This window comes from Ignavibacteria bacterium (assembly GCA_041649015.1).
GTDB lineage: Bacteria > Bacteroidota > Ignavibacteria > Tepidaquicellales > Tepidaquicellaceae > CAIKZJ01.
Map to the genome: position 1 here is coordinate 547,950 of JBAZNU010000001.1, position 25,344 is coordinate 573,293.

Sequence of the window (25,344 nt, forward strand, 5' to 3'; positions counted from 1 at the left end):
TTATAGTTGAAAGTTAATGGCTGTTAGTAAAAGAAGTAATCTCTAATTTGATTAAGAATTATTTGTTTTGCATCAATATTACAATGAGAATAGAATAAAGAAATCTTGTTTAAATAGTTACTAACAAAACTTTTTGCATAATTCCAACAGCGAGTAAATAACCAGTGACGATTATTCAAATGCCATTAAAAATGGTAATGTATTTATTGACGGTTGGACAGCCAGCCTAAACGGAACATTACAGAACTATAAAGAAGATGTGAAGGTTGTGTTTTAGCCAACGCATTTTGAGAGCACATATGCAAACCACATAAGATGACACACAAGCCCAGGTTTGCATAAGAACTTGCAAAACCAACGCAGACAAAAATGGTTTTAAAGAATTCTTTGACCCTTCAAAAGAATAAAAAACGCAACGCACAACCAACACGCCAATGACACAGAAACTCAATACTGACAATGGTTTGCAAGTACAGAGTACAGAAGGCCTTATGCTAACATGACATTTGCGAACATTCGCTTGAATAAATAATGGATAGTTATTACGCAGTATTACATATTGATTTTTTAATATATTCAATATATTTTTATTAACATTCGTGAAATTGAACCGTTATCGGTAACCCAATGACGACAGTGCAGACCAATAGATACTGTATTGAATAAAAGAGATTAAACAATCAGTAAACAAAAAATATGAGTAAAATAATTCCAGTAATTAACATGAAAGGTGGTATTGGCAAGACAACTCTTTCTGTAAATATTTCTTACATAATTGCAAGAATTCACAGCAAGAAAGTCTTACTTGTTGACATTGACCCACAATTCAACGCAACACAATTTCAAAATCATTTCCTCTTAACATGCGAAAACCACTTTTTTCATGAGTACTTCAGCCGACAATAGGGCAACCGGTAACAAGAGCTTGGCTCAATGGCGGGTGAAGTGGTTAATTGAACATTTTATCCCGCTTCAACTTTTGTAGTGTGTTAAAATGAAGTGCTCCGAAATCCACCACTGCGCCAAGGGCCAAAACGTTGAACGTCATTCTAAATAAAAGACTATATAGATGACAAATTTTAAAATATATAGATTCCCAGATTCAAGAGTAGCTAGCATTGATGTTTGTGAGATAGGAAAACAGAAACATCATATTACAGGATTAATTGAAGTTGATGTTACATTGAGTAGAAAGAGGATTAGAGAGTATAATAATACTCATTCTAATAAAATATCATTTAATTCCTGGCTGATAAATGTAATTGCATGTACTATAAAGAAATATGAAACATCAAGCTCATATCTGATTGGAAAAAACAAACAGATAATTTTTGATGATATAAATGTCTCAATTGTTGTAGAAAAAGATATAAAAGGCACAAAAGTGCCTATTCCGATGATTATTGAAAAAGCAAATGTGGTAAGTGTTGAATCTATAACAAAGCAAATTTCTGAGGCAAAAAATACAGAATTTACAGAAAAAGATATTGTACTTCTGAAGAAAACTCAAAAATTAGATAGAATTTACTATTTACTTCCAAGATTTATCAGAAGAAAATTTTGGAGATTTTTATTAAAGCACCCAAAATTAGCTTTTAGGAAAATGGGAAATGTTGCATTCACCTCAATTGGAATGATGGGAAAAGTAAATGGGTGGTTTATACCTATTTCAGTACATCCTATTTGTTTTGGTATAAGTTCGATAATTAAGAAACCGTCAGTAATTGAAGATAGAATAGAAATAAGAGAAATGCTAAAGATGTCAATTCTTTTAGACCATGATGTGATTGATGGAGCACCAATGGCACGCTTTATAAGCGAATTATCGAAAAATATAGAGACTGGATTAAATATATAGAAGCACGAACGCACAACACGTAATATAGCCAATGGCGGGGACTGTAATAATTTGAAGGATTCTACCCCGCTTCGACGTTTGTGTCGGCGGACAGGAAGGAGGCCAGCAAACCGCCGCTGGCCATATTGACAACTGTTATGTTTAATATTTTAAAAACTGACAAATGAAGATTAATGAATTAAATCCAAAACCAGACATTGAGAAAAGTGTTAAACTTAAAGAAACGTATGTAAAGTTTGATAAACTATTATTTGAATTGCGAAAAAGGGATTTGCCTGATGGACCGGTGATATCTATTAATAAAGACATTGACAAGATGAACTCAACTTCTATTTCAGAAGATGATATGAGAAAATTAATAAAGAAGATACAATCAAGGATTATCCAAATGCTTGAAAAAGAACTTAAGCTGGTGCCAAAAAACTACTATAGAAATATCTGGGCAGGTCTTGGAATGGCTGCATTTGGTATTCCGATTGGTGCTGCTTTTGGTGCTAGCCTTGGAAATATGGCCTTTTTAGGTATTGGATTACCAATAGGGTTAGCAATTGGAATTGCTTTTGGTTCCGGAATGGATAAAAAAGCATTTGAAGAAGGAAGACAGCTTGATGTAGAAATTTAATACTTAGCATAACATCACCTACACTAAAGCAGCGGTTAAGCGGTTAAATCAAACTTTGTCTTATATCAAAGTTTACGCCTGATTGACAGTGAAGTACTTCAAAATGCCCGCCAGAATGCAAAGCCAGAAACAGTTTACTGGCTTAGATTAATCTGCTAACGGCAGAATTGTCGGAATATTTAGAGAAAACATGCAAATATTCGTGATCTTGGTATTTAATGGTTACGGAAACTGCGGATTGGGATAGTTTTAAACATGAAAGATTGGTATGGAAATTGAAGAGAAAGAAGAGACGGTTATGAATTATGAGTTATGAAGTATGAAGTATGAGAAGAAGCAAATATGAAGTATGAGTTATAATATTAAGAGTTGTGAGTTATGAATTTAAAACTTATATTAAAATACAAATATTTAATGATTATGAAGACAAAAATTATTTTCGGGATTTTTTCGATGATAATATTCGCGGGATTTATTAACGGATATTTATTTACAGAAGAAGCAAAAGCACAAGAAAAACATTCGTGCAATTATGCGGTTGATTTACCAAAGCAGGATGTTTCAGCAGGAGAAGAGAAAGAAATGCTGTACATGATAGAAGAAGAAAAGATGGCAAGAGATTTTTACGTTACCCTGTTCGATAAATGGGGGCTGAGACCATTTGGCAATATAAAGAAAGCAGAACAGAGGCATATGGATGCAATAGAATCAATTCTAAACAAGTACGGAATAGCAAATCCTGTGAGCGGTTTGAAAACGGGTGAGTTTAAGAATGAAAAAATTAAGAATCTGTATTTATCATTGATTGAGCAGGGAAATAAATCGGCACTTGATGCTTTGAAGGCTGGGGCGGAGATTGAAGAGGTTGACATTAAAGACTTGATGGAGGCAGTTAAGAACACTGACAACAAGGATATAGCTATTGTATATAACAATTTGCAAAGAGCATCAGAAAATCATCTTCGGGCTTTTACGAGAAACATAAGCAGACGGGGTGAAACATATACTCCGAAACATCTTGATAAAAAATATTTTGATGAAATTGTAAACTGATAAATGGAAAACAAGAATCACTGGTATGACGGAATGTTCTATGACAAAGTGATAGCGCCAAATCAGGACGAGGCATTTGAAGAAGTAAGAAAAATAATAAATAAATATTCAAACATTTTAGATGTGGGATGCGGAACGGGCAGGATGGCGGCTCGGCTTAGCGATAAATACGGAAGTTATACCGGAATAGATTTATCCATTAGGAATATCGATGCTGGAAGGAAAAAACTCACGGCGGATAATCCGGAGAAAATAAAGTTTATTCATGCCGATGCATACACATACCTTCAAGAAAACGAAACAAGGTATGATTATGCAGTTCTTTCTTATGTCGTTCACGAAATAGATGAGCCGGACAGGGTTCCTTTGTTGCGATTGCTTTCACGGCATGCCGAAAGAATAATAATAGTTGATTACTTCGTTCCAAGAAGCGGAGGTTTTACGGATTTTATAAATGGAGTTGTTGAGTTTATTGCGGGAAGAGAGCATTACAGAAACTTCAAGTCTTATGTTTTAAAAGGGGGGCTTCGCGTGCTTGCAGGGCAGAGCGGGCTTAAAGTTGTTGAAGAGATAGTAAACAAACCAATCACTTCACATATAGGTGTGCTTGAGAGAGCGTAATATTATTTATAAATAATTTTTAAAGAAGGTATGAAGAATTTAAATAAAAATAAATTACCCGGGTTTTGGATTTTAATAATCACGGGATTGCTTCTTTTGGCAAGTCTTATTCTTGGACAAATGATGTCATTTATCAATTATGATTTTCCGGTTTCGTTAGGGCTCCAAGAACCAGTGAATGTAGTGGGAGAAACGGCCGTTGCCGTAAACAAAGCCTTTGGATTAGGCGATACAATTATATACATTCCTTTATTGGTATTTGGGCTTATAGGATTATGGCTAAAAAAGGAATGGGGCGTTTATTCAATGCTATGTGCTTTAGGAATTACAGCTTATTGGCCAATGGTTTCATTATTCTTTTTCTTTTTTGCTAAAGGAACTCCCGGGTTTTACTTTTCAAATTATTTTTCATATACAATACTACTAATTGTATTTACTGCTTATGGATTGTGGGGTATCTGGTATATATACAAAAACAGAAAGCTATTATATAAGGACTAAGGTGTTATGATGAAGAGTAATGGTACACAGCGGCAGATATGCAATTATGCAACTATCCAAGTAAAGACAGTGATTTAAAATGTGATAAACAGAATAGAACAGATTAAAAAAAGGTGAAAGATGTTAAAACAGGGGATGGAATAGAACAAAGACAAAAAATGATGAGGCTTTTTACCGCAGAGTTCCCTGAGAACACAGAGAAGAACATGCTTGAAGATGTGTCTATTGTCGATATGTAAATAGGAAAGTCGATTTAATTATCGTGATAAGATCCCCGATAAGAGCACTCGGGGATGACAGAGGTGAGGAGATGACAGAGGTGAGGGCTGCTAATAGCCAACAAGAGCCTTTGATTTCCATTGACAATTAATTTCAATATAAATAATTTGCTAATAACAAGTATTATTTATGTTTCATTATATCGAATGAGATTGGATATTAACAAATTGGTAAGATTATTTTCCCTAAAGAGAATCTTACGCCAGCATAAGAATTATTTTAATTTTACTTATATAAATCTATACAGGATTACATTCCCATGAAAAAGGGTTTTATTGCAATTACATTATTTGCTCTTGTGGTTATATCCGCTGCGGTATTTCTGATACCAAAGCAGCAGGAGCGAGAAAAGGTTGAACTTCTAAGAGAAAAGTATTCGGTTAAACACACGCCTTCAACCGACCATTCAAAGTTAGATGCGCTGAAAAAAGAATTTTCGACGCCTCAGGAAGTAACCGCGGCATGCAACAACTGCCACACAGACAGACACACCGAGGTAATGAACTCGAGCCACTGGAACTGGGAAAGAGAGGAATACGTAAGAGGAAGGGGCATCATATCAATCGGCAAGAAGAATGCTATCAATAATTTTTGCATCGGGGTTGAGGGCAATGAACAAAGCTGCGCAAAGTGCCACATCGGATTCGGGATGTCGGATAAAACTTTTACTTATACAGACCAGAATAATATTGACTGCCTTGTTTGTCACGATAACACGGAAACGTATGCAAAGGGAAATGAAATGTCGGGATATCCTGACCCCAAAATTCATCTGAGCAACATTGCGCAGAATGTCGGCAAGCCGAAGCGTTCAAACTGCGGAGTTTGTCATTTCTTCGGGGGAGGCGGTAACAACGTTAAGCACGGCGACCTGGAGAAGTCAATGTTTGAACCTGATAGGTCGATAGATGTTCACATGGCAACAGACGGTAAAAATCTGCAGTGCGTAGATTGCCACTTAACAGAAAAACATAACATGCTTGGAAAAGTTTATTCGCTGTCATCGATGAACAGGAACCGTTCAACGTGCGAGCAGTGCCACACAGAAAGTCCTCACAAGAGTTCTGTTTTAAACGAGCATAATTTAAAAGTTGCCTGCCAGACATGCCACATTCCTGTTTATGCAAAAGTTAATGCGACAAAAACTGACTGGGACTGGTCAACGGCGGGAAAGCTAAAAGACGGACAACCTTATGAAGAAGACGATGCCGACGGCAATCACACATATTTATCGATTAAAGGAAGTTTTAAATGGGGGAAAAATTTAAAGCCCGAATACATATGGTTTAACGGTAATGCACAGCATTATTTATTAGGAGACACGATAAGCGATACAACAAATCCTTTAGTGATTAATAAACTGCTCGGTTCTTATGACGATAAAGAGTCAAAGATTATTCCTGTTAAAATTCACAGAGCCAGACAGCCATACGACCCTGTGAATAAAATGCTCATACAACCGAAATTGTTTGCGGACAAAGAGGGCGAAGGAGCGCTTTGGAAGGATTTCGACTGGCAAAGGGCTTCTGAGGTCGGCATGAAAGATGTTAACCTTCCATTCAGCGGAAAAATCTCTTTTATCAACACAGAAATGTACTGGCCGATAAACCACATGGTATCCTCGAAAGACTCAACCTTAAAGTGCACCGACTGCCATACGAGAACAGACAGCAGAATCGCAAACCTTAAGGACTTCTACATACCGGGAAGGGACTATAACAAGTATGTTGATAACACGGGCACGGCAATTATAATCGCGACATTTGCTGGAATAGCAATTCACGGAACGCTGAGATACAGGTCATCTAAAAAACACAAAAACGGGAAATAAGATTATGTCGAAAAACGTATTAATATATAAATCATTTGAGCGGTTCTGGCACTGGATGCAGGCGCTTTTAATTTTCTTTCTTGCGGCAACGGGGTTTGAAATACACGGAACATACAGTTTCTTCGGGTTTGAGAATGCTGTTACATATCACAATGTTGCGGCATACAGTTTTATTGCGCTGATTGTATTCGCAATATTCTGGCATTTTACAACGGGCGAGTGGAGGCAATACATTCCGACTTTAACAAACATAAAAGCACAACTGCATTACTATCTTTTCGGAATATTTCAAAATGCAAGCCATCCGACAAAGAAGACTGTATTGAGCAAATTAAATCCATTGCAGAAATTAGTTTACTTCGGATTAAAAATTCTTGTGATTCCTATTGTGGTTATATCGGGGCTTTTGTACATGTTTTACAGATACTCGCAGAACCAGACGACTGCAAGCATTAACATAGACTCGCTGGGAATAATAGCGGTAGTACATACGGCGGGAGCGATAATGCTTATTGCATTTTTAGTTACACACCTGTATTTAATCACAACGGGAACAACTCTAACATCAAATTTGAAAGCAATGCTTACTGGATATGAAGAAATAGAGGGTGAAGAAGAAACAGTAAATCAGAATAATTTAGAAACCAATAACAGCAAAACATAATATGAATACAACAAAATATATGAATCCTTATTTAGCAGGATTCCTTCTTGGACTGCTTCTGCTGATTACGATATTCATAACAGGCCGCGGACTTGGAGCAAGCGGAGCGGTAAAAAGCGCTGTAGTAGCGACTATGAACACCATTGTCCCTGCACACACGGAAAGCACGCACTTTTACAAAGAATACGCCGAGGAGCATGCCGGCAACCCTTTAAAGAGCTGGCTTGTATTTGAGGTAATAGGTGTATTGATAGGCGGGTTTATTTCCGGATTGGTATCTAACAGATTAAGTTTAACGCTTGAACACTCCCCGAAGATAAAAGCACGAACACGCATAATCGGTGCGATTATCGGCGGGCTTCTATTTGGGTTCGGTGCACAGCTTGGGCGCGGATGCACGAGCGGTGCGGCTTTAAGCGGAATGGCAGTTTTATCGGCAGGCGGTATTATAACAATGATGGCAATATTCGGGGGAGCTTATGCCTTCGCGTATTTTTTCAGAAAACTTTGGATATAAAGAGAAGGAGGTATAATTATGGCACCATTAGTTCCTGATATAATTGGAAACGAATTAAACCTTGTTGTAGCATTAATCATAGGAATAGCATTTGGCTTCATACTCGAGCAGGCGGGGTTTTCATCATCAAAAAAACTTGTAGGTTTATTTTATGGGTATGACTTTACTGTGCTGCGAGTATTTTTTACAGGCGGGGTAACCGCGGCAATAGGATTGATTATACTGGGTCATTACGGTTTGGTTGATTTAAACCTGATTTATGTTAATCCGACTTTTATCTGGTCTGCTTTGATAGGAGGTTTAATAATGGGTTTGGGGTTTGTAATAGGCGGTTTCTGTCCGGGAACGAGCATCTGCAGCGCTGCAATAGGTAAGGTGGACGCTATGTTTTTCATAGGCGGTTCATTTATAGGTATATTTTTGTTTGCTGAGGGATATCCCGTTTTTGAAACATTGTTTAAAGCAGGCGCCTGGGGAAACATTAGAATATTCGATTTGCTTGGAATGTCTCAGGAGTTGTTTGCCTTCTTACTCGTGTTTATGGCTGTAACGGCATTTATAGCAACAACAATGATTGAAAAAAGGAATAACAGGGGATATGTAGATCCGACACTTCAGCCATTTAAACTTTATTACGGACTTGCGGGAATTGCGATTATTATTGGACTTTCAGCGTTTGCTTTTCCCGAAAGACAAACGGCATTAAAAGAAGAAGCAAACAATCCTGATGTTGTTTCAAAATCAAAATTTGAAATGATGGATTCTGATGAGCTTGCATTCAGGATAATTGATAATGACAGAACGCTGCAGATATTTGATTTCAGAAAAGAAGAAGAATATAATGAACTGAAACTTCCAAACTCTACAAACTGGACAACGGATAATCTTTTCGGAAAAGATATTCATAAGAAACTTGCGATAAAAGGAATGAAGAATGTTATCGTAACTAACAACGAAGAGGAAGGAAAGAAGCTGGGATACATTGCCGTAGAGCTGGGCTATAAAGACATTTATGTTTTAAAAGGAGGCATTGAAGAATTTAAGAATATAATCTTAAACTTTAAAAAGCCGGAAGCAGAAACGAGACAAATGCAGGCGACTTATGTCTTCAGAGAAAAGGCAAGCAAGAAACTTCCCGAACTTATTGAAGCAAACAAGAAAATGATAAACACGGGCGAGAAGAAGTCAAAAAGAATTATAGGAGGCTGCTGATATGGAAAACAAATTCTGGGATGAACGTTATTCAGAGCAGCATTACGTTTACGGCAAAGAGCCGAATGGGTTCTTTAAACAATGGATAGACAAGCTGCAGCCCGGGAAGCTTCTCCTGCCCGGCGAGGGCGAGGGCAGGAATGCCGTCTATGCGGCTAAGAAAGGCTGGGATGTGACTGCAATAGACTTCAGCGAGCAGGCAAAGATTAAAGCAATAAAATTAGCAGAAGAAAATAACGTTACAATTAATTACATAGTCTCTTCTACTGCCGATTATAAATATCCCGAGCAGGAATACGATGCGGCTGCTCTTGTTTTTGTTCATTTTGCTCAGGGTTTAAGAGAAAATGTACACAGGTCAATAATAAAATCTTTAAAAACCGGCGGGACGCTGATTATAGAGGCATTCAGCAAAGCCCAGATACACAATAGTTCTGGCGGTCCCAAGGATTTAAATGCTTTGTATAGCATTGATGATTTCCGGAATGATTTCTGTGGACTAAATATTTCCGAGCTTTCCGAATATCACATTGAGCTGAAAGAGGGAGATTATCACAAAGGACCTGCTGATGTAATCAGGTTTGCGGCAATTAAAACAAATATCTGAATATTGAATATTGAATAAAAATTTTATAATTTGCTAATAACAATTATCCACAATAAAAATTAAACGAATGGCAGACAGAATAATAGACCTGATAATAGGAATAAAAGGCAAATGCCTTGACAAGGAAGAGACAATAAGGCATGAATTTAACCTGTCCCCCGCCGAATACAGGGGCATACTCGCAATGAGACCCGGGGAGCCATGCAACTGCAATGCTCTCTCAAAGAATATGGGGCTTTCTGCATCGAGAGGGAGCCGCGTGGTGGAAAAGCTTATTAAAAACAAATACCTCGCACAGCAGGTTTCAAAAGAAGACAGACGTAATGTAATTCTTAAACTCGCACCGAAAGGGGCACGGGTGAGGAAGAAAATTGAGGTTGTGCTGAACGAGTGTGAACAAACAATTCAAAAAAAACTTTCTGTTTCAGAGAAAAAGGATACTATAAAGCTTTTTCATAAACTGGAAAACTGTTTGTAAAAGATTTGTGTGCTATTATGAGAAAGTCTGACCCGCAGCAGCGGGTCAGACTTTTGTATTTTTGTAAGATGCTTTTGTTATGCCGTCGCAGGAGGAGTAAAGACGCGGGCTTTAAGCTCCTGGTCAATAATAAATAGTCCGCCGACATTATCGCCGACAAGTTTCATTCTGTTTACAAGCTTTGATATCGTTGCTTCTTCCTCAACCTGTTCATCAACATACCATTTAAGGAAACTCGATGTCGCATGGTCGTTTTCTTTAATGGCAATGTCCATAAGGTCGTTGATTGATTTGGTTACAAGCTTTTCGTGCTCATAGGTCTGCTCGCATACATCGAGAGCGGATTTAAAATTCTGCGGCGGTGTGTCGATTTGCGAAAGAACAATATTGCCGCTTCTTTCGAGAACATAGTTGTACAATTTCATCGCATGGAATGTTTCTTCCTGATACTGTACGTAGAAAAAGTTTGTGAACCCGTCAAGGTCAACAGAGTTGCAGTAAGCCGACATACCAAGGTAAAAATAAGCGGAATACAACTCTTTGTTAATTTGTTTGTTTATTGCATCTTCAAGTTTTTTTGATAACATATTTATCTCCGTTAAATATTTAATTTTTATGTATATACATTAAAACGTTTATAAATGATTTTGAGTTCAAAATAATTCCCGTGTTTAAGGAAGAATCGTAACACTGTTTAGCACATCTCCGATGTAAATTTTATCGACTACATCAATTCCCTCAACAACCTCTCCGAAAATTGTGTAGGAGTTGTCAAGATGATAAAACGGAGAGTGGGTTATAAAGAACTGGCTTCCTTCCGTATCTTTTCCGTCAGATGCCATGCCAAGAATACCGCGTTCATAATGCAATGGAGCAAACTCTGAACGAATTGAATATTCCGGTCCGCCCCAGCCATTGTTCAGCGGGTCTCCGCCCTGTATAACGAAGTTTGGAATTACGCGGTGGAAAGCTGTATTGTTATAAAACCCTTTTTCGGCAAGTGATATAAAATTCATTACCGAATATGGCGCCTGATAGGGATAGAACTTTATTTTTATATCTCCTTTTGTTGTTTTAAGAACAGCATGCTGTTTGTTGTTTAACAGGTCTAAATCGTTTTGATTTTCCAAAAACTTTTTCTTTGCCGTAAAAGTGAAATCTTTGCCTGTTATCTTCTTTAAAGCATCTGAAGATTCTTTTGCTATTTTATAATCCGTGCTGTTCAAGCCCGTCTTCAGTATATCGAGAGAATTTTCTGCTTTAAGGTTTCCCAACGCACGAATAACAAGACGCATTGCTTCTTTATCCTTCGGATAGACCATGTCCTGATAATCAAGCACAAGGATTGCTTTAGTCTCGGAAATGTCATTCAAATATATGCTGTCGCTTAATGAGGTAATGCACAAATCCATTATTGACGGGTCTTTAGAGCTGACGAACTCGGAAAATATAAGACGCATTGTGTGCCTGTCTTTTGAATTGGCTTTATACTTTAGCTCGCCGAGGCTTTCAATAAACGAGCGGTAAAGCCCGTTCAGCTCCTTGCCGGCAATCATATCGCCCGATTCAATTTTGTTTTTATCAACGTATGCCTGTACATCTTTTGTAATCATGTCCCGCATAGCATTGTAAACAGAGGCATCGTCGAAATACTTAAATGCGGATATAACGGCTGACTTTAATTCATACCCTTCAACATCTTTGTAATACGCCGTCAGTTCATCTTTTGCCGCATCTTTATAAATCATGCCCATTGTATTTATAGCCTCAGCAATCACGGGGATATCAACGGCTTTTCCTTTTATGAGGAACCACTGCAATTGCGGGAGTAACCCTGCTTTCAGCGTCCCGTCTTTGGAAGCCGAGAATACATTACCGAGAACTTTTAATGCCGTTGTTGCAAGATATACATCTTCGCCGCTGCCTTTACTGACAAGGAAGAATGCAAGGTCTTTATTGTTTGCTGTTTCCGGATTAAACCTGTTTATAGTTTGAAAGGAATTAAGTATGTTTGTTTTTACCTGCCATACAGTTTCCTTTTCATAAAGACTCATAAGCGCGTTAACATCAGAGGAGATATATCCGTTTGCAAGAACAGCCCACATGCGTGTATCGGGGTTGTTTGAGCCAATTAGCAGGTTTATAGCGTCTTTGGCGTTTGCCAGCAGGACGCTGTTTCTTGTGTTGGCGAATGCATAAGCCGAGGCTCTTAAAGTTGATTCGTTCTTTGAAGCTGAAAGTTCAATTAACTTATTTATACTGCTTTCGCTCCTGATGTTTCTTCTTCCAAACCTTGCAAACGACATAGCCTGAGCGGTTTGAAGGGCATCGGACTCAAACTTATAAGCTGCAATTTTTTCGAGGTCTTCTGCGGTGCCTATATAACCGAGCGAATTCAGGGCTTCCACTTTTACTCTTTCGTCCCGTGAATCAGCGATAATTTCATTCAAAGCATTTCTTGAATCGTTAAAAGGAAGAAGCCCGAGCGCATAAGCGGCTGTTACCCTTATTTCTTCTGAGCGGCTTGAAAAAAGTTTTTCAACAGCGGGTCTGACGCCTTCTTCTTTTCCTATGCTGCCTATTGCCCAGAGAGCGCGGATAACCACGTTGTCATTTCTGTCGTCAAGAAAATTAATAAGTTCATTATTAACGCCGAATGTTCTTTCGTCCTGAAGTTTTATTATCTGCAATTCTTCGGGTGTAAAAAGCTGTGAGTAGGCGCTGCATGCGGAGATTAAGATGATTATCAGAATCAATAAATTTCTTTTCATATACTTTTAGAATAAGTGAACGGGCGATGATTGTTATAAAATATCCGCTCCCCGGTTGTTACAGGGGAGCGGTGCAAAAAATTTATTTACCAAGTAATTTAAACATGTTCTTTTTGTATGCCTCAACCCCGGGCTGGTCAAAGGGGTTAACGCCAAGCATGTAACCGCTGACGGCACAGGCAAACTCGAAGAAGTAAATTAGTCCTCCAAGGACCTTTTCATTGAGCGCCGGTATTTCTATCGTAACCGAAGGCACGCCCCCGTCTTTATGGGCTTGAAACGTTCCGAGCATTGCCTTTTCGTTTACATAATTTATATTCTTTCCGGCAATGTAATTCAGCTCGTCAAGGTTTGATTCGTCGGCAGGTATAAGCAGTTTCTTTCCTGCTTTCTTTACCCAAATATTGGTTTCAAATATATTTCTTTTGCCGTCCTGAATATACTGCCCCATTGAATGCAGGTCGGTCGAAAAGACAGCCCCGGCGGGGAAAATCCCTTTTCCTTCCTTGCCTTCGCTCTCTCCGTAAAGCTGTTTCCACCATTCGATAAAATAGTAAAGCTGCGGCGAAAAACTTGTCAGGATTTCTGTGGTCTTTCCTTTTCTGTAAAGCAGGTTTCTTACGGCTGCATATATCATTGCAGGATTCTCTTCAAACTTATCTTTGCCCATAAGAAGCGTTTCCATGTCTTCGGCGCCTTTTATTAAATCTTTAATGTTGTACCCGCCGCAGGCAACGGGCAAAAGACCGACCGGCGAAAGAACCGAAAACCTTCCGCCGACATCATCGGGGATTACAAACGATTTGTACCCTTCCATATCAGCAAGCTTATTCAGTGCGCCTTTTGATTTGTCGGTAATAGCAACAATCCTGCTGGCAGCCACCTCCTTGCCGAACTTCTTTTCGGCAAGATTCTTTAAAAGTCTGAATGCTATCGCGGGTTCAGCGGTAGTGCCTGATTTGGAAATCACTATAACTGTGAATTTTTTATCTTCAAGAACTTCCATTAAATCGGCGAGATAATCTTCACTGATATTCTGTCCGGCAAAGACTATATGCGGCATTCCGGCTTTCTTTTTAAAGAGGTGCTTGAACGAGTGCTGAAGGGCTTCGATAACGGCACGAGCGCCCAGATAAGAACCGCCGATACCGGCTACAACTATTATTTCAGATTTTCTTCTCAAATAGCGGGCGGTTTCATCGAGTGCTTTAATTTCTTCTTTGGTTATGCTCGAAGGAAGGTCAAGCCAGCCGAGAAAATCATTTCCCTTCCCGGAATAATTAATTAAATCTTTGTAACATTTAACCGTTTCCTTCTTTACAGAGTTGAATTCGCTTTCTGAAACAAACTGCAAAGAATTTTCTACGTTGATATTAAGGTTATTCACCGATATAGATTTCATGATATCCTCCTGTTAATTGTAACAAGATTATAACAATATTTTTATACTTTTGTAATACAAATAGTAAGGGCAGTATGCGTCATTCTTTAGTAACATCAAACAGTTATAGGCATTTAACCCGGCAAGGAAAACTCTTTAATCTTCTTCCAATAATTGAATGCAGGAGAAATATATTCTGTTGAAGGGGTTTTTGTAAATCCACAGTGTTGAACCTTTTATTATAGATTTTAATTAACATGGTTATTATATATTTTAATTGTAATAAGAACACTGATTAATTTATTTTATAAATTATGAAACTTCAAAAAACTCTTTCCCGCGTACTTGACGGTTTAATACTTCTTGTATTTCTTCTTTTCCTTTCTTCAGCAGGATTTCATGACAGCAGGACATCGGGCTGGTATCAGCAGTGGTTTCCTAACCTGAACGGCGGTACTATTAAGGATATTACTTTTCTTGATAGTCTGACGGGGTTTGCGGTGACGACAACAAATTCTTCAGTTCAGGCATACATATTAAAAACTACAAATGGTGGAGACAACTGGGATATTATATATACTTATATACCTCCATCTGTAAATTCCGAATTTAATAGAATTCAGTTTGTGAACAGCAATACGGGCTTTACATCCACTAATTATTTTGATTTTTTTAAAACCACAGATGGTGGTTTAAATTGGACTAATCATTCAAATCAACCAACTGGCGCAGAAGATTTTAGTGCAATAAACAAAGATACTCTTTTTTACGTTTACAGCGGTGGTTTTGGCGGCGGTGTGTATCGTTCCATTAACGGCGGTATAAACTGGACACGAATCTGGACAAACGGCACAAGCGACAATCCTGATAAGATTTATATGTACGATAAGAACATTGGTTTCTCGTGTGTTGTTTCTTCAATTTCGCATTTTAGAAAAACCACAAATGGTGGATTCAATTGGTTTGAGATTAATCCTACAGATGCTTTTTTAGACATAAAATTTGTCGATACGCTAACCGGGTGGAAAGGTTCAAATAGAATACAGAAGACTACAGATGGCGGACTGACATGGTTTCTTCAAACACCTCCAAATGTTTCATCAGTTATAATTCGCTCCATATCAATGATTAATAAGGATACCGTCTGGTTGGGAGGAACATCCTTTGTGGGAGTTGGAAGTAATTACTACGGTGTCTTAATAAAAACAACCAATGGCGGAACTAACTGGGGATATCAAATCCCGAATATTGCAATTCATTCCAGAAGATATAAAAATATTAATTTTATTAATTCTAATAATGGTTGGGCTTATGTTGATCAAGAAGAATTTAATGATGGAATACATACAAAAGTTGTCGGCAACGACACCACCTACTACACAGGCATCAAACTTGTGCCGAACTTCGTACCTGAAGTATTTTCGCTCGGACAAAACTACCCGAACCCGTTCAATCCCTCAACAAACATACAGTTTGAACTGAAAGAGCCGTCTCACATAACACTGAAGGTTTACGACGTTCAGGGACGTGAGGTAAAGGAGCTTGTAAACGGCAGATGGGGCACGGGCAGGTTCATAGCAGATTTTGACGCAACAGACTTTTCAACCGGAGTTTACTTCTATAAAATCATAATAAACGGAGAAACGACAAGGCAAACCTTTTCGGAAACAAAGAGGATGGTTTTAATAAAATAAATACGATGTTCGCATTGCGAATAAAACCACATAAACCTGTATAGGAAAAGAAACAGTTTATTATTATTCCCCCTTTTTGAATTAATTCTTTGGGGAGTTTTTTGTAAATTGATGTTTACGAAAGAAAATACATCAAATAAATGAAAACTATTATCGAGCCTTTCAGGATTAAGTCTGTTGAGTATGTTAAGACCACAACTGTAAAGGAAAGAGAAGAAATTATAAAGAATGCTTTTTATAATCCGTTCTTTATTCACGCCGAGGACGTGCTGATTGACCTTTTAACCGACAGCGGCACCTCTGCGATGAGCTCAAAGCAATGGGCGGCTATTATGGACGGCGACGAATCTTACGCAGGTTCAAAATCATACTTCAGGTTTGAAGCCGCTACAAGAAAAATCTTCGGCTTTAAGCATTGTATCCCTGTTCATCAGGGACGCGCCGCAGAGCGGATTCTGTTTACATTCCTGCTCAGCGATATTGATAAAGACGGGCGCTTTGTTAATTCGGGAAAGGGCAAAAGTATTCCAAGCAATAACCATTTTGATACTACACGCGCAAACATAGAGTTTAACGGTGCGGAAGCGGTTGACCTTGTTATTGAAGAGGGCAAGCACCCCGAGGTTATTCATCCCTTCAAAGGGAATATGGATACAAAGAAGCTCCGCGGGTTTATTGAAAAGACAGGTGTAAAAAATATCCCCGTCTGTATGCTTACGATAACGAACAATACGGGAGGCGGTCAGCCCGTATCGATGGAAAACATCCGCGAAGTAAGCAGGATTTGCAAAGAATATAAAATCCCCTTCTTCATCGATGCGTGCAGGTTTGCAGAGAATGCTTATTTCATTAAGATAAGAGAAAAGGGTTACGAGAATAAATCCATTATGGAAATCTGCAATGAAATGTTTTCCTATGCTGACGGATGCACTATGTCGGCTAAGAAGGATGCTTTCGCAAACATCGGTGGTTTCCTTTCTATGAACAATGAAGAGTGGTATCATAACTGCAAAAACCTGCTTATCATAACGGAAGGGTATGAAACATACGGCGGCCTCGCCGGACGCGACCTTGAAGCGATTGCACAAGGGCTCGAAGAAGTTGTAGATGAAAGCTACCTGCATTACAGAATTATTTCCTCGAAGTATCTCGGCGATAAACTTGAAGCAAACGGAATTCCCTTCATAAAACCTGTCGGCGGTCATGCTCTTTATCTTGACGCAAAAGGTTTTCTTCCGAATATTCCCGTTGACCAGTATCCCGGTCAGGCGCTTGTGGTTGAACTTTACAAGCTGGGCGGTATAAGGGCGGCTGAAATCGGAAGCATCATGTTCGGAAAGTACGACGCAAAAGGAAAACTGATTCCCGCTGATATGGAGCTCGTTCGCCTTGCAATTCCAAGAAGGGTTTACACGCAGAGCCACATTGATTTCGTTGCAGAGGTTCTTATCGAAATCAGCAAGAACAAAGATAAAATCAGAGGCGTTAAGATAGTTGAAGAGCCGAAGTTTCTCCGCCACTTCACGGCGAAATTTGATTTGGTATAAACTTAAAATAATTATATGGATTTTACAGGCAAGGTACATAAAATATTTCCTGTTCAGGAATTTAAAAACAACTTCACAAAAAGAGAGTTTGTAATTGCCGATGAAACGGGGCAGTTCCCGCAGTACATAACTTTTCAGCTGCTTAAAGACAGATGTTCGCTGATTGAAAAGTTTAATGAAGGCGATATGGTAAAGGTTGCTTTTAATCTTAACGGAAGAGAGTGGACAAACCCCGAAGGTAAGCAGGTTTATTTTAATTCGCTTGTCGCCTGGAAGATTGAACCCGCGGAAGGCGGAAGTTCAAGGCAGGACGCAAACGAACCACCCGATGAATTCGCTGCCAACAGCGATGACATGCCGTTCTGATTAAAAAAGTTTAAGGGGTTATTGAGTCCTGAACAGTAGCCCCTGTTTGTCTCCATATTTTCTGCTCCCCGGGCTTCAATGCTATTATCTTGTCTTTAAGCGGTTTATATGCCGTTAATGAATCAACGAGTTCATTCAAAACTTGCAGAGGTTTATTCTCATCCGTAAAATATTTTACAGTTCCGTAGTGAACGGGTATCATGTAATCCGCCTTAACATCTTTAAATAAGTCGAGAGCTTCAATTGATGATGTGTGGTGCCAGAAACCCGTGGAATCGCAATTCCTGCAGGGCCCTATTGGTATCAGCGATACGCCTATATCAAACTTTTCGCCTATTTTCTTAAATGCCGTATCGTGATATCCCGTGTCGCCCGCATAATAAAAAGTTACATCTTTATATTCAATAATAAACCCGGTTGCCCCTTCTTCTTTCCATGTGTAAGTGTCAAACCCGTACCGTCCTCCGTTATGGTATGCAAAGACGGGTGTAACTTTCATGCCGGAAACATAAACAGGTCTTCCGATAAAATTCCTGAACCTTGTGTCTGCCTTGCTGACCCTTATCATAGTTACATCGTAATCAGGAAGGTAATTTTCAACTCCTTCGGGAAATACAAGTTTTGTGTTCGGAAATTTTTCCGTTAAATCACTTAACGATGAATAGCTAAGATGGTCCATGTGAGAGTGTGAGACAAAAATAACATCAAGCTTGCTGAGGCTGTCTATCCTCAATCCCGGCTCTGTCCTTCTCATTAGCACTCCGCCGAAACGCTTGTTAAAAAACGGGTCAAACATAATTACTTTATCGTATATCTGAACAAGCGTTGCCGAATGGCCTATCATTAACACCGACACCTTTACGCTGTCATGAACAGGGTTATAAAATTTGGAAACTTTTTGCGGCTCGCTCGTTATAGATTCGCCTATGTTGTGTACCAGAAGCCTTGCAGGCCAACACCCTGCCGCAGATAAGGAAACAAATAATATTAATATATATAAAATTCTTTTCATCAAAAATATTTAATAAAAAGTCCGAATGAATACTCGTTGTTCTTATGAAAATTCTTTGTAAATTGTACACCCATCATGCCGCCAAGAAAGTACACTCCCACCTCAACCCCGGGGTAGCCGTCTTCGCCCGTTATGTCATTTTTTCTGAATGTATATTTTGCACCAAAAGACGCGGCAATGTTTTCGCCCATTTCCTGTATTGGTACTATAACCCTTGCGCCCGTACCCGCGCCAATTGCATTAAAACCTGAATATTTGTAAGAAGATGTAACTACCTCGGGCTGCACAAAAAGTTCTACCGATCCCGAGAACCTTCGTACAGGATTTATCATAAAAAACTGAACAGGCGAAACAAACCTGTTAGCTCGAAATGAAAGGTTTAAAGGAATAAACTGCCATCTGAAACCAAACTGTATCCGTGCGTCATTCTCGTTTGCATCGTTATCAAAATATGGCGAAGGTATTAACTGTAAAAGTGCCCAGTTTAAATTCTTCGTTCCTTTTCGAAATGCAAAGTCATATTCCTTTTCCTGTGAGAAAGAATCTGTACTGATTATGGCTGCAAATGCTAACGTTGCTAATAAAATCTTTTTAAACATATATATGTAAACCTATGCCGTAAAGTTTAAGTTCATTCAGTGTTTTAAGAAGCAAGCCCAACTTGAATACCTCTGTAATTAACCAAATTTCAATGACTTTTAAACTCAAAAGCAAATTTTTAGAATATTACAATAATATACTGTTTATTCAGCATATTATCTCCTTTTTAAAGATGAAAGACATTTATCTATGTTAAAATACTGTTTTTCCACATAATAAATAATATCTAATACAGTACTAATACAGTACTGATACAGCATAAATACAGCACTAATACAGCATAATATAACGGTACTAAATAAAAAGAATCCTGAGCCAAAATGTTGGGGTTTGTTTTAATATATTTCCCCTCATTCCCAAGCTCTTGCTTGGGAATGAGCTAAAAATATTATTATTGTGTCAGTTAGATGCTTATTGTTCCGGAAAAAAACTACTTACCAAAGTATTTCTCCCTGCTATTTTTCGGAAGCGACTTAACTACGAGGTCGTAAGAATTGTCAATCATTTTAAAAATTTCTTTCGGAGGAATTGTATTATCCAAAACTACAGTGTTCCAGTGTGTTTTATTCATGTGATGGCCGGGCAGTACAGCTTCATATCTTTCTCTTAATTCAACAGCAATCTCAGGGTCGCATTTAAGGTTAACATTCGTCGGATGTTCAAAGTCCATCATCATAAATATTTTATCCATTACTTTAAAAACAAGAACATCGTCACCGAATGGCTGTGATTCGGTGACGTGTTTTTTATTTAAAGCAAACTCTCTTAATGTGTCAAAGTTCATTTGTTGTTCCTGCCGAACTTATCGAGTAACATTTTCAGCTTGGTATCCAGATCTTCTTTTGTTTTTTTCTTCGGCTTCTTTGGTGCCGGCTTGGAAACCTCTCCCAGTCTCATTGAAAGCGAAATCCTCTTTCTGGTTGCGTCAACCTCAAGAACTTTCACTGTCACTTTCTGATGAACCTTCAGAATATCCGCCGGTGATTTCACATACCCGTCAGCTATCTCGCTGATATGAACAAGCCCATCCTGATGAACGCCTATATCCACAAACGCTCCGAAGTTTGTAACGTTAGTAACTATTCCGGGAAGCCTCATTCCTATCGCAAGGTCTTCAATTTTATTTATACCCTTCATAAATTCAAACGCCTCGAATTTTTCTCTGGGGTCTCTGCCGGGTTTTTTCAGCTCGGCTTTTATATCTTCAAGTGTCGGCAGTCCAACGGTGTCGGTTACATATTTGTTTATATCTATCTTTTCCTGATTCTTCGGGTTAATCATTAAGTCTTTTATCGTGCATCCGATATCTTCAGCCATTTTCTCAACCACGTGATAGCTCTCAGGGTGTACTGCGCTTGAATCAAGCGGGTTTTCCCCGTTTCTGATTCTTAAAAAACCTGCTGCTTGCTCAAATGTCTTTCCTTTAAGTCTCGGGATTTTCTTAAGCTCATCGCGCGATGAAAACGGTCCGTTATTATTCCTGTATTCCACAATCGATGCCGCCATCTTCGGACCAACGCCTGATACATAAGTAAGCAGCTGTTTGCTTGCCGTGTTGACCTCAACACCAACTTTATTAACACAGCTGATAACAACATCGTCAAGCTTTTGCCTAAGCTGTGTCTGATTCACGTCGTGCTGATACTGTCCCACTCCGATTGCTTTTGGGTCTATCTTAACAAGCTCTGCAAGAGGGTCAACAAGTCTTCTGCCTATTGATACGCTCCCTCGCACCGTAACGTCATAATCCGGAAATTCCTCTCGTGCAGCCTCGGAGGCAGAGTAAACAGAGGCACCGCTTTCGTTTACCATTATTACCTGCAGGTTTTTTATCTTTTCATCATCTGAGCTTGCCAAAACTCTTTTTATAAAATCCTCTGTTTCGCGTCCTGCTGTACCGTTACCTATAGCAATGATTTCAGAGCCGAACGCTTTTAATAATTCAAATATCTTTTTTCCCGCTTCGATTGTTTTAGCCTCTCCTGTATGCGGATATATAGTGTCATTGTGAAGAAGCTTTCCCTGTCTGTTCAGGCAAACGACTTTGCAACCCGTTCTGAAGCCCGGATCTATTGCTAATACGGCTTTCTCGCCAAGCGGAGCAGCCATAAGCAATTGATAAAGATTATCAGCAAAAACTTTTATCGCCTCTGTATCTGCTTTCTCTTTTAAAGCAGCTCTGAATTCCGATTCCATAGAAGGCGACAAAAGTCTTTTATAGCTGTCGGTGATTGCTATCCGTACCTGTACGGATGCTTCGTTATCCGCCTTAAGAAAATTTCTTTCAAGTATATCGATTGCCTCGGCTTCTTCGGGAATTACCTCTATGCGGAGGAAGTCTTCGTTCTCACCCCTGAACATCGCAAGTATTCTGTGTGACGGAGAATCAGACGCGAGTTCTTTCCAGTCATAATAATCTTTATACTTAATTCCCTCTTCATCTTTTCCTTTGGCAACTTTTGAATATATAACCGCCTTCTTCGAAAACAACGCTCTCATCTTTTCCCTTGATGTCTTGTCTTCCGAAACCATCTCGGCAATTATATCACGTGCCCCCGCAAGTGCCTCGTCTTCTGTGTTTACGCCCTTCTCGGTATCTATAAACTTCTGTGCCTCTTCTGATAAATTAAAATCTCCCTGCTCAAATATCATAAGCGCTAGCGGCTCAAGTCCTTTTTCCTTTGCAACTGTTGCACGTGTTCTCTTCTTCGGTTTGTACGGCAGATAAATATCCTCAAGCTCTGTCATTGTTTCCGCTGCATCAATCTTTCCCTGAAGTTCTTCCGTCAGCAGCTCTCTTTCTGCGAGTGATTTTAATATTGCCTCTCTTCTCTTGTCGAGATCTTCAAGCTGGTGAAGCCTGTCTCTTATAGCCGTAACTTCAACCTCATCAAGGCTTCCCGTAAGTTCTTTCCTGTATCGTGATATAAAAGGTATAGTTGCATCTTCCATTAAAAGCTTAGCAGTATTCTCTACCTGATGAAGCTTTAAGTTAAGCTCTTGTGCTATTTTCGGTGCGTGCTTTAAATCCATTTAAATGTCCTGTTATCTTAATTTTCTTTAATGTTTATTTATACTTCTTTTAAAATTTCCTGCCAGTTGTTCCAGTTTATCCGTCTCTGGTTCTTTACGTGCGAATTATAATTCTTCTCAAAAATGATGTGCTCCCAGACTGGCTGTGCTGATCCCGTTACTTCGGGTTTATCATCTATCAACAAGTCCCCTTGAACCAGGGTTTTGTCTCTTGTCAGCACAAGCTTTGTTGTCCAGTCAAAACCAAGATGCTTTTCTATCCATTCAAATTTTTCAGCAACACAATTCTGATACTGGCGCATAGGGCTTGAACAGATGAACACTTCGTGCCCCTTCTCTTTAATCTTTCTGACGGCTTTAACTCCCCCTTTAATTTCCGGCAGTGTTGCAACAAATCCTTTTTGCGTAAACAGCTCTGTCATTTTGTCAAGCAGTTCCGGCGGATATTCATCCCGCATGTAAAACTTCTGCCTTTCATTCATAGGTATAAAGAACTCATTCGGAAATTTCTGCCGCCACTTAATTAAAAAACCGCCGTCAAAATCTGCAATGACGTCGTCCATATCTACAAGTATTATCATCTCTGAAATGCTATTATTTAATTTTGAAGTTTAATAAATTAACTATATGTAAAAGTAAAATCTATGATAAACCAATAAAGAAGCAACATGTGGTTAAACTTGCCTTGTCATACTCTGCCCTGCTATATGTGCCGTTGACCATGCCGACTGAAAGTTAAAGCCCCCCGTTATACTGTCAATATCGAGTATTTCTCCCGCAAAATATAATCCTTTAACTTTCTTGCTTTCCATCGTCCTGAAATCAACCTCTTTCAATGAAACCCCGCCGGCAGTGACAAACTCTTCTTTAAACGTGCTCTTGCCGTTTATACTTAATTGTGATCTTGTAAGAATATTGTTTATGGCTTCAATATCTTTCTTTGATAGTTCGTTAAATCGTTTTTCGTGATTAACTCCCGAGTTTTTAATTAATGATTCCCACAACCTGGTAGGTATATTTCTGATTGGATGTTTTATTATCTGTTTTAATGGGTTGCTCTTTTGTGCCGTCTCAATTTCTTTATATACATCAATCTTAGTCCAGCAAACTTCAACCGTAAATTTGTAGTTCATATCGTTTAGTATTCTCGACCCAAAAGATGACAGCTTCAATATTGCCGGCCCGCTCAACCCCCAATGTGTTATCAGTATATCTCCGTGTGACAAGAGTTTTATGTTCCGGATTTTTAACATAACATCATCAACGCTTATTCCCTGTAATCCCTTAAGGATATTATCTTTACAATTAAAAGTAAACAAGGAAGGAACAGGAGGTATAATTTTGTGCCCAAGATTAGTTAACCAGCTGTATTTCTCTATTGTTGAAAAACCTCCGGTGGAAACAAGAAGCTTATCAAATGTCAATGTGTTCCCTCTTTTATCTTTTACTGTAAAAACCCCGTCATCTAATAATATATTTGCAGCTTCAAACCCTGTTATTAGTCTTATGTTATACTTCGATGATAGATTTATAAATAAATCAATAACCGTTTGTGAATTGTTTGAGACAGGAAAAATTCTTCCATCACTTTCTGTTTTTAACTCAACTCCATGGTTTCTAAACCATTCTATTGTATCTAAATTACTGAACCTTGAAAAAACTGATATAAGCTCTTTGCTGCCGCGGGGATAATTTTTCACAAACTCTTTAACATCCGTAACAGAATTGGTAACATTGCACCTCCCACCTCCTGATATACGGATTTTGGAAAGAACCGATGTGGATTTTTCGAGTATAGAAATATTATTGATACTGTTAGTCTCGGCAGCAGTAATTGCAGCAAAAAAACCTGCCGCTCCGCCTCCGATTATTCCAATCTTCATTCTTCGGTGACTTGTAACTTAATTGCTTTCTTCTGACTCTTCATCAATGCTGTCGCTTGATTCAACATCTTTCAGTATTTCCCTTGCTGTTTCTTCCTCTTCAGGCAATACCTGTATCTGCATAGGTCCGGTAAGCGGATTAAAACCAGTTCCGAAGACTCCCAACCCAAGCAGATCCTGAACACCTTCATTTTTAATAAGATATTTTATCTCTGCTTCGTCAAGCATTGACTTTGCGAGTGCTATAAGGGCTTCATTACCGCTTTTAAAAACTGTTACAAGCTTTTCTTTATCAAGATTTTCCATAATTCTTATTTCTTTCTTCGTTATTACGCTCCAGCGTAGTACGTATTTAAATTTATTAATGCTTTGATACAAATACAAGAGATATGATTGCTCATATACTAATCATAATAACATATTTATCTTTATTTAATTATTTCGTTTTTTTCATTATTTTGAAAAATCTTTTAATTTAACAGAAAATACTATGGCATGGATTTATCTAGTTATTGCAGGAATCTTTGAAATGGGCTGGCCCCTCGGCTTCAAACTTTCGCAAGTCACTGCAAACCGGTTTTTATGGATTACTGTCGGGGTTTTGTCCATGGCGGCAAGCGGGTATTTTCTCTGGGTTGCACAAAAAGACATACCGATTGGAACAGCCTATGCAGTATGGACAGGCATTGGCGCCATAGGAACGTTTCTTATCGGAATAATTTTCTTTAAAGATCCGACTAATCTATTAAGAATTTTTTCAGCCGGATTAATAATTATAGGTGTAATAGGTCTTAAATTTGCAAATTAGCTTCTC

27 protein-coding genes are annotated in these 25,344 nt (G+C 38.7%); 17 read left to right on the top strand and 10 right to left on the bottom strand.

Annotated elements, in window-relative coordinates; genetic code table 11:
* Nucleotides 1-696 precede the first annotated feature (696 nt).
* The 13 genes from WC644_02430 to WC644_02490 all read left to right on the top strand — a co-directional run bounded on the left by WC644_02430 (nt 697) and on the right by WC644_02490 (nt 10,243).
* Nucleotides 697-906, top strand: coding sequence for a ParA family protein (locus WC644_02430; GenBank protein ID MFA5010787.1), 210 nt, complete (start codon nt 697-699; stop codon nt 904-906).
* Between the two features lie 163 nt (nt 907-1,069).
* Entirely contained in the window at nt 1,070-1,858 is a 789-nt protein-coding gene (locus tag WC644_02435) for a 2-oxo acid dehydrogenase subunit E2 (GenBank protein ID MFA5010788.1), read from the top strand.
* Between the two features lie 163 nt (nt 1,859-2,021).
* Entirely contained in the window at nt 2,022-2,480 is a 459-nt protein-coding gene (locus WC644_02440; protein ID MFA5010789.1) for a hypothetical protein, read from the top strand.
* A gap of 420 nt (nt 2,481-2,900) precedes the next feature.
* Complete coding sequence (locus WC644_02445; GenBank protein MFA5010790.1) at nt 2,901-3,533, top strand: DUF2202 domain-containing protein; 633 nt, start codon at nt 2,901-2,903, stop codon at nt 3,531-3,533.
* 3 nt (nt 3,534-3,536) lie between these two features.
* The gene (locus WC644_02450; GenBank protein ID MFA5010791.1) at nt 3,537-4,154 is read left to right on the top strand and encodes a class I SAM-dependent methyltransferase; all 618 of its coding nucleotides are present in this window, start codon (nt 3,537-3,539) and stop codon (nt 4,152-4,154) included.
* Between the two features lie 30 nt (nt 4,155-4,184).
* Nucleotides 4,185-4,655 (top strand): hypothetical protein, encoded by a 471-nt coding sequence (locus WC644_02455; protein ID MFA5010792.1) that lies wholly within the window; start codon nt 4,185-4,187, stop codon nt 4,653-4,655.
* 113 nt (nt 4,656-4,768) lie between these two features.
* Nucleotides 4,769-4,894 carry a hypothetical protein gene (locus WC644_02460; protein MFA5010793.1) on the top strand — a complete coding sequence of 42 codons (126 nt, stop codon included), beginning with the start codon at nt 4,769-4,771 and terminating at the stop codon, nt 4,892-4,894.
* A 299-nt stretch (nt 4,895-5,193) separates the two neighbouring features.
* Entirely contained in the window at nt 5,194-6,765 is a 1,572-nt protein-coding gene (locus WC644_02465; GenBank protein ID MFA5010794.1) for a tetrathionate reductase family octaheme c-type cytochrome, read from the top strand.
* 4 nt (nt 6,766-6,769) lie between these two features.
* Entirely contained in the window at nt 6,770-7,429 is a 660-nt protein-coding gene (locus WC644_02470) for a cytochrome b/b6 domain-containing protein (protein ID MFA5010795.1), read from the top strand.
* A 1-nt stretch (nt 7,430) separates the two neighbouring features.
* Nucleotides 7,431-7,946, top strand: coding sequence for a YeeE/YedE thiosulfate transporter family protein (locus WC644_02475; protein ID MFA5010796.1), 516 nt, complete (start codon nt 7,431-7,433; stop codon nt 7,944-7,946).
* Nucleotides 7,947-7,964: 18 nt separating this feature from the next.
* The gene (locus WC644_02480; GenBank protein ID MFA5010797.1) at nt 7,965-9,158 is read left to right on the top strand and encodes a rhodanese-like domain-containing protein; all 1,194 of its coding nucleotides are present in this window, start codon (nt 7,965-7,967) and stop codon (nt 9,156-9,158) included.
* 1 nt (nt 9,159) lies between these two features.
* Nucleotides 9,160-9,765, top strand: coding sequence for a class I SAM-dependent methyltransferase (locus WC644_02485; protein MFA5010798.1), 606 nt, complete (start codon nt 9,160-9,162; stop codon nt 9,763-9,765).
* A gap of 67 nt (nt 9,766-9,832) precedes the next feature.
* A complete protein-coding gene (locus tag WC644_02490) occupies nt 9,833-10,243 on the top strand; it encodes a MarR family winged helix-turn-helix transcriptional regulator (protein ID MFA5010799.1) in 411 nt (136 codons plus the stop codon).
* A gap of 77 nt (nt 10,244-10,320) precedes the next feature.
* Here the strand turns inward: WC644_02490 and WC644_02495 are convergent, their stop codons facing one another.
* The 3 genes from WC644_02495 to WC644_02505 all read right to left on the bottom strand — a co-directional run bounded on the left by WC644_02495 (nt 10,321) and on the right by WC644_02505 (nt 14,416).
* The gene (locus WC644_02495) at nt 10,321-10,830 is read right to left on the bottom strand and encodes a ferritin (GenBank protein MFA5010800.1); all 510 of its coding nucleotides are present in this window, start codon (nt 10,828-10,830) and stop codon (nt 10,321-10,323) included.
* Nucleotides 10,831-10,914: 84 nt separating this feature from the next.
* Entirely contained in the window at nt 10,915-13,014 is a 2,100-nt protein-coding gene (locus tag WC644_02500) for a peptidylprolyl isomerase (protein ID MFA5010801.1), read from the bottom strand.
* Nucleotides 13,015-13,096: 82 nt separating this feature from the next.
* Nucleotides 13,097-14,416, bottom strand: a complete 1,320-nt coding sequence (locus WC644_02505) for a glucose-6-phosphate isomerase (protein ID MFA5010802.1) — start codon at nt 14,414-14,416, stop codon at nt 13,097-13,099.
* 293 nt (nt 14,417-14,709) lie between these two features.
* On the opposite strand from WC644_02505, the gene WC644_02510 reads away from it, so the two are divergent.
* From WC644_02510 to WC644_02520, 3 genes are all read left to right on the top strand, one after another.
* Nucleotides 14,710-16,089, top strand: a complete 1,380-nt coding sequence (locus WC644_02510) for a T9SS type A sorting domain-containing protein (GenBank protein MFA5010803.1) — start codon at nt 14,710-14,712, stop codon at nt 16,087-16,089.
* Nucleotides 16,090-16,229: 140 nt separating this feature from the next.
* Nucleotides 16,230-17,636: a tryptophanase gene (locus tag WC644_02515; GenBank protein ID MFA5010804.1), complete on the top strand. Its 1,407-nt coding sequence runs from the start codon at nt 16,230-16,232 to the stop codon at nt 17,634-17,636.
* Nucleotides 17,637-17,651: 15 nt separating this feature from the next.
* On the top strand, nt 17,652-18,002 hold the full coding sequence (locus WC644_02520; protein ID MFA5010805.1) for a DUF3127 domain-containing protein: 351 nt from the start codon (nt 17,652-17,654) through the stop codon (nt 18,000-18,002).
* A gap of 10 nt (nt 18,003-18,012) precedes the next feature.
* On the opposite strand, the gene WC644_02525 is transcribed toward WC644_02520, so the two are convergent.
* From WC644_02525 to WC644_02555, 7 genes are all read right to left on the bottom strand, one after another.
* The gene (locus tag WC644_02525; protein ID MFA5010806.1) at nt 18,013-19,014 is read right to left on the bottom strand and encodes an MBL fold metallo-hydrolase; all 1,002 of its coding nucleotides are present in this window, start codon (nt 19,012-19,014) and stop codon (nt 18,013-18,015) included.
* The gene (locus tag WC644_02530) at nt 19,014-19,613 is read right to left on the bottom strand and encodes a hypothetical protein (protein MFA5010807.1); all 600 of its coding nucleotides are present in this window, start codon (nt 19,611-19,613) and stop codon (nt 19,014-19,016) included. The genes WC644_02525 and WC644_02530 overlap by 1 nt, the downstream gene beginning before the upstream one ends.
* Before the next feature lie 431 nt (nt 19,614-20,044).
* On the bottom strand, nt 20,045-20,398 hold the full coding sequence (locus tag WC644_02535) for an MmcQ/YjbR family DNA-binding protein (GenBank protein ID MFA5010808.1): 354 nt from the start codon (nt 20,396-20,398) through the stop codon (nt 20,045-20,047).
* A complete protein-coding gene (locus tag WC644_02540; GenBank protein ID MFA5010809.1) occupies nt 20,395-22,647 on the bottom strand; it encodes a Tex family protein in 2,253 nt (750 codons plus the stop codon). Before WC644_02540 ends, WC644_02535 begins: the two co-directional genes overlap by 4 nt.
* 38 nt (nt 22,648-22,685) lie before the next feature.
* Nucleotides 22,686-23,228, bottom strand: coding sequence for a 5'-3'-deoxyribonucleotidase (locus WC644_02545; GenBank protein MFA5010810.1), 543 nt, complete (start codon nt 23,226-23,228; stop codon nt 22,686-22,688).
* Nucleotides 23,229-23,321: 93 nt separating this feature from the next.
* The gene (locus tag WC644_02550; protein MFA5010811.1) at nt 23,322-24,530 is read right to left on the bottom strand and encodes an NAD(P)/FAD-dependent oxidoreductase; all 1,209 of its coding nucleotides are present in this window, start codon (nt 24,528-24,530) and stop codon (nt 23,322-23,324) included.
* Between the two features lie 18 nt (nt 24,531-24,548).
* On the bottom strand, nt 24,549-24,836 hold the full coding sequence (locus WC644_02555) for a DUF2007 domain-containing protein (GenBank protein ID MFA5010812.1): 288 nt from the start codon (nt 24,834-24,836) through the stop codon (nt 24,549-24,551).
* 184 nt (nt 24,837-25,020) lie between these two features.
* Here WC644_02555 and WC644_02560 point away from each other — a divergent pair, with 184 nt between their 5' ends.
* Complete coding sequence (locus WC644_02560; protein MFA5010813.1) at nt 25,021-25,338, top strand: multidrug efflux SMR transporter; 318 nt, start codon at nt 25,021-25,023, stop codon at nt 25,336-25,338.
* Nucleotides 25,339-25,344: the final 6 nt, after the last annotated feature.